Annotated in this window: 5 protein-coding genes and 3 tRNA genes; 6 read left to right on the top strand and 2 right to left on the bottom strand. The window is 60.2% G+C overall.

Annotated elements, in window-relative coordinates; all coding sequences use genetic code 11:
* Positions 1-595 (bottom strand): tetrahydrofolate dehydrogenase/cyclohydrolase catalytic domain-containing protein (locus ABY948_RS10940; RefSeq protein ID WP_461482573.1); only part of this gene is annotated, 595 nt, incomplete at its 3' end.
* A 166-nt stretch (positions 596-761) separates the two neighbouring features.
* Here ABY948_RS10940 and ABY948_RS10945 point away from each other — a divergent pair.
* The 4 genes from ABY948_RS10945 (at position 762) to tnpA (ending at position 1,622) form a co-directional block, all read left to right on the top strand.
* Positions 762-838 (top strand) — tRNA-Pro (locus tag ABY948_RS10945).
* A 47-nt stretch (positions 839-885) separates the two neighbouring features.
* Positions 886-962, top strand: a tRNA-Arg gene (locus ABY948_RS10950).
* Between the two features lie 31 nt (positions 963-993).
* Positions 994-1,069: transfer RNA gene (locus ABY948_RS10955), tRNA-His, on the top strand.
* 118 nt (positions 1,070-1,187) lie between these two features.
* Positions 1,188-1,622 (top strand): IS200/IS605 family transposase, encoded by a 435-nt coding sequence (gene tnpA / locus ABY948_RS10960; RefSeq protein WP_461482574.1) that lies wholly within the window; start codon positions 1,188-1,190, stop codon positions 1,620-1,622.
* 91 nt (positions 1,623-1,713) lie between these two features.
* Here the strand turns inward: tnpA and ABY948_RS10965 are convergent, their stop codons facing one another.
* Positions 1,714-4,017 carry a Tex family protein gene (locus tag ABY948_RS10965; RefSeq protein WP_461482575.1) on the bottom strand — a complete coding sequence of 768 codons (2,304 nt, stop codon included), beginning with the start codon at positions 4,015-4,017 and terminating at the stop codon, positions 1,714-1,716.
* A gap of 95 nt (positions 4,018-4,112) precedes the next feature.
* Between ABY948_RS10965 and ABY948_RS10970 the strand changes: the two genes are divergently transcribed.
* Together ABY948_RS10970 and ABY948_RS10975 are read left to right on the top strand one after the other, a co-directional pair.
* Positions 4,113-4,769, top strand: a complete 657-nt coding sequence (locus ABY948_RS10970; RefSeq protein ID WP_461482576.1) for a class I SAM-dependent methyltransferase — start codon at positions 4,113-4,115, stop codon at positions 4,767-4,769.
* A 192-nt stretch (positions 4,770-4,961) separates the two neighbouring features.
* Positions 4,962-5,369, top strand: a 408-nt coding sequence (locus ABY948_RS10975) for an enoyl-CoA hydratase-related protein (RefSeq protein ID WP_461482577.1), incomplete at its 3' end; no start/stop codon positions are given.

Consider the following 5,369-nt stretch of genomic DNA (forward strand, 5'->3'; position numbering starts at 1 on the left):
CCTGCAGCTCTCGCGTACGGGAGTGGCAGACGGTCACCGTGGCGTTGGCGTTGAGCAGCATCATGGCCATCGGCTTGCCGAGGATGGGGCTGCGGCCCACCACCACCGCGTGTTTGCCCGCCAGGGGAATAGCGTAGGCGGCCAACAGGCGCATAATGCCCTGTGGCGTGGCGGAGCCATAGGCAAACTCCCCCATGGCCATGCGCCCAAAGCCGAGACAGGTGACACCGTCCACGTCTTTTTCGGGGGCGATGCTGTCGAAGCAGAGGCGCTCGTCGATCTGTTCCGGCACCGGGTGTTGCAACAGGATGCCGTGGCAGTTGGGATTGGCATTCAGTTCATTGATTTTGGCCAGCAGCTGTTCGGTGGTGGTGGCATCGGGCATTTCCACGGCGATGGATTCCATGCCCACCCGCTGGCAGGCATTCTGCTTCATGCGCACGTAGGTGGCGGAGGCGGGATCGCCGCCCACCAGAATGGTGGCCAGGATCGGGGCCTGACCACCACTTTTTTCCTTCAGGCGGGCGACGCGCTCACTCAATTCCGCTTCGGTTTGCTGGGCGACGGCTTTGCCGTCGAGGATGAGTGCTGCCATGGTCTGAACGCTCCTGATAGGCTGTCGAAAGGGGGGCATTTTCGCACTTCGGTCTGTCCCTGTGAAGGGAGTTGCCCGCGGCGGGCGGCGGGGGCTTTTTGATTGACGAAGCCGGTTGTCGCCAGTATCATGCGCAGCTCTCGAAATGAGGGGTCTTGTGTGACGGCGGGGAATAGCGCAGTCTGGTAGCGCGCCTGCTTTGGGAGCAGGATGTCGGGGGTTCGAATCCCTCTTCCCCGACCACTTTCACTAAGCCCTAAGTTAGAGAACTGTTGTAGCGTACGTGTTGAGCGCCCGTAGCTCAGCTGGATAGAGCAACGGCCTTCTAAGCCGTCGGTCGCAGGTTCGAATCCTGCCGGGTGCGCCATCCAGTCTAGTGCGCAACAATACAACCAATGGTGGCTGTAGCTCAGTTGGTAGAGCACAGGATTGTGATTCCTGTGGTCGCGGGTTCGATCCCCGTCAGCCACCCCACCATTCCAAAAAAGGCGGTCTTTATAGACCGCCTTTTTTATGTACGCGACCGTGAAGCGGGCAGAACACCACGGGTTTACCCGTGGATGAATGAGCCCGCAGTCTGTATGGTTACCGAATGGAAGTTACATATTCGTCCCATGGTGTCTATAAGCTCGAATACCATGTCATTTGGGTCACAAAATACAGACGGCGGATACTGAAGCCTTTCGTCGAGGAATATCTGCGGAAGGTGTTGCCGAAGCGACTGCGAAGTATGCCTGGCGTGTCGATAGAGACGATCGGCTTCGACCATGACCACCTGCACATGGTCATAGTGATTCCTCCGAAATATTCAATCGCGGCGGTGATGGGGGAATTGAAAGGCCGATCGGCGTCTCATATGAGAAAGGCATTCAGTTGGCTGTCGAAAGTCTATTGGAAAGAAAATGTTGTTTGGTCGCCAGGCTACTTCGTCAGTAGCGTAGGTGTCGATGAACATATCATCCGCAGGTATGTAGGGGTCTTATCTACCGTCTTTAACAGTCTCAGCCTAGTTCCCGCACACAGCTAAGGTGTGCTACAGAGCCATTGTATGAAAACCCGCCTTTTGGCGGGTTTTTTGTATTCCTCAGAAAGACTGGCTTTTTGTTATCTCCGCCTTGTCAGGGCTTCTTCAGCACCTCGGCAAACAGCGCACCCAGGGTGCCGGTTTTGGCGGCTGGGGTCTGATTGTGCTGAACCGGGGCTTTCTTGTGGTTGCGATTTTTGTCCCGGTGGTCCCGCTGCGGGGCCTGTTGGCCGGGTTCATCGCCCATGCGCATGGACAGGGCGATGCGCTTGCGGGGAATATCCACCTCCAGCACCTTGACCTTGACGATGTCGCCGGTTTTTACCACCTCCCTGGGGTCCTTGACGAATTTCTCCGCCAGCGCCGAGATATGCACCAGGCCGTCCTGGTGGACGCCGATGTCCACGAAGGCGCCGAAATTGGTGACGTTGGTGACGGTACCCTCCAGCACCATGCCCAGCGCCAGATCCTTGAGGGTTTCCACGCCGTCCTTGAAGGTGGCGGTCTTGAATTCCGGGCGCGGGTCGCGGCCGGGCTTGTCCAGCTCTTTCAGAATGTCGGTGATGGTGGGCAGGCCGAAGCGCTCGTCCACATAATTCTGGGGCTTGATGGCACGCAGCAGGCCGCTGTCGCCGACCAGTGACTGGATCGGCTGGTCCAGGTCACCGGCCATTTTCGCCACCACCGCATAGCTCTCCGGGTGTACCGCCGAGGCGTCCAGGGGGTTGTCGCCATTGGCAATGCGCAGGAAGCCGGCCGCCTGTTCGAATGTTTTCTCCCCCAGTCGCGGCACTTTTTTCAGGGCCGCACGGCTTTTGAAGGGGCCGTTTTCATCGCGGAAAGCGACGATATTGTCGGCGATGGTCTGGTTGAGCCCCGCCACCCGATTGAGCAGCGCCGCCGAGGCGGTGTTCACTTCCACGCCCACCGCGTTGACACAGTCCTCCACCACCGCGTTGAGGCTGCGTGACAGCTCCACCTGGCTGACATCGTGCTGGTATTGACCCACGCCGATGGATTTGGGGTCGATTTTCACCAGTTCCGCCAGCGGGTCCTGCAGGCGGCGGGCGATGGAGATGGCACCTCTGATGGTCACGTCCAGGTCCGGGAACTCCCGGGCGGCAAATTCCGAGGCGGAGTACACCGAGGCGCCGGATTCGTTGACCACTACCGGCTGTGCCGACAATTGTGGGTGATCTTTCAGGACATCCTTGACGAAGCGCTCGGTCTCGCGGCTGGCGGTGCCGTTGCCGATGGCGATGAGGGAAACGTTGTGGGCTTGGCACAGCTTGACCAGGGTGGCTTCCGCCTCGCGGATTTTATTCTGCGGCGGGGTGGGAAAAATGGCGCCGTGATCCAGTACCTTGCCGGTGTTGTCCACCACCGCCACCTTGACCCCTGTGCGCAGTCCGGGGTCCAGGCCGATGGTGGCTTTCTGGCCGGCGGGAGCCGCCAGCAACAGGTCCTTGAGGTTGGTGGCAAAGACGGTGATGGCGTCGGCCTCGGCGCGCTCCCGCAGTTCCGCCAGCAGGTCGGTTTCAAGGTGTACGTGCAGTTTGATCTTCCAGGTCCAGCGCACCACCTCGGCGAGCCAGGCATCGGCGGGGCGGCCGAGGTTTTCGATATCCAGGTGCCGGGCGATCATGGTTTCACAGGGGTGGCCGTCTGTCGCCTCCGTGGTCACATCCACCTTGACGGACAGGATACCCTCGCGGCGACCGCGGAACATGGCCAGCGCCCTGTGGGAGGGGGTGTTTTTCAGCGCTTCGCTGTGCTCGAAGTAGTCGCGGAATTTCTCGCCCTCCTGTTCCTTGCCGCTGAGCACCGCGGCGCTCAGTGTCGCCTCTTGTTTCAGATAGCGGCGCAACTGGCCGACCAGGTCGGCGTCCTCGCTGAAGCGCTCCATGAGGATGTATTTGGCGCCGTCCAGGGCGGCCTTGCCGTCCGCCACGCCCAGTTCGGCATTGATATAGTCCTGGGCCAGTTGTTCCGGATCGAGGCCGGGGTCGTTGAACAGGGCGTCGGCCAGGGGTTCCAGCCCCGCCTCAATGGCAATTTGTCCCTTGGTGCGGCGCTTGGGTTTGTAGGGTAGGTACAGGTCTTCCAGCCGAGTTTTGGTGTCGGCGCCGAGGATGGCCTGTCGCAGCTCTGGGGTCAGTTTGCCCTGTTCCTCAATGCTGGCGAGAATGCTGCCGCGACGCTCTTCCAGCTCGCGCAGGTAGCCGAGACGCTCTTCCAGGGTACGCAACTGGGTGTCGTCGAGGCCGCCGGTGACTTCCTTGCGGTAGCGGGAGATAAACGGTACCGTCGCGCCCTCGTCCAGCAGTTGCACGGCGGCGGCTACCTGGGCGGGTTTGACGTTGATTTCTGTGGCGATCTGGTGCTGAATTTTTTCCATGACGATAATCAGGTTGATCCTGTGGCTGGCCTTTCAGAGGGGCGATTATGGGGGAATCCCCGGATGCGCAACAGACTTGTTCCCGAGGGCAAAATATGGCTGAAGACGTTGAGCTGAGTTGCCCGCTCTGTGGTGCGCCGGGCGCCCAGCACTACTTCCGGGATCGCCGTCGGGATTACTGCCAGTGCCCGCGCTGCCAACTGGTCTTTGTGCCCGCCGGTCAGCATCTGCCTCCGGCGGAGGAAAAGGCCCACTACGACCTGCACCAAAACGACCCCTCAGATTCCGGTTACCGTCAGTTTCTCAGCCGCCTCGGTGATCCCCTGCTGGCACGACTGACCCCCGGCGCTTGTGGTCTGGATTTCGGTGCGGGGCCGGGTCCGACCCTGTCGCGGATGCTGGAAGAGGCCGGTCACCGGATGGCTATCTACGATCTTTATTACGCACCGGATACAGCGGTATTGGCGCGCCGCTACCACTTTGTCACCGCCACCGAAGTGGTGGAGCACCTGGGGCAACCGGGTGCGGTGCTGGCACAACTGTGGTCGCTGGTCGAACCCGGCGGTTGGCTTGGCCTGATGACCAAACTGGTGCGGGATCGGGATGCGTTTGAGCACTGGCACTACAAGAATGATCCCACCCATATCAGTTTTTTCAGCCGGGCTACCTTTGACTATCTGTCTGAAAGCTGGGGCGCCCGGCTGGAGTACCAGCACGCCGATGTGATTCTGCTGGGCAAACCGGTGGCCTGACGGCGCGGCAGTTCGCGCTCCGAAAATGTGGTCTATAGTTGCCAGACAGAGGCGGGTGGGCAGAACTCGGTGGTCACAAAAGCGCTTTGCTGGCCCGTTATCCCGTGCTTACTATCCCATGCCTGTTTAGTTAGCCCTATGGCCCGCTTGGCGGCCGCCCGATCTCACGACCTGACCAGAAGAGGAGCACCTATGTTCCAGGGGAATACTCTCAGCCTGCAGCCGCTAAAAGCCGGTTATGTGGAACTGCATTTCGACGCCCAACAGGGTTCGGTAAACGTCTTTAATCAGGCGACCCTGAAAGAACTGCTGCAAGCCCTGGCCATCCTGGGTCGGCAGGCGGATGTCAAAGGCCTGTTGTTGACCAGTGGCAAGAATGTCTTTATTGCCGGTGCGGACATCACTGAATTTGGTGATGCCTTCAAGGCTTCCGAGTCGGAGCGCCGGGCTTTCCTGAGTCCCGCCAACGAGGCCTTCAACACCATTGAGTCGCTGCCTTTCCCCACCGTGGTGGCCATCAACGGTTTTGCCCTGGGTGGCGGTTTTGAGGTCTGTCTGGCCTGTGACTTCCGGGTGATGTCCAGTGTGGCCCAGGTGGGC

It is taken from the genome of Porticoccus sp. (genome assembly GCF_041592135.1).
Lineage (GTDB): Bacteria > Pseudomonadota > Gammaproteobacteria > Pseudomonadales > Porticoccaceae > Porticoccus.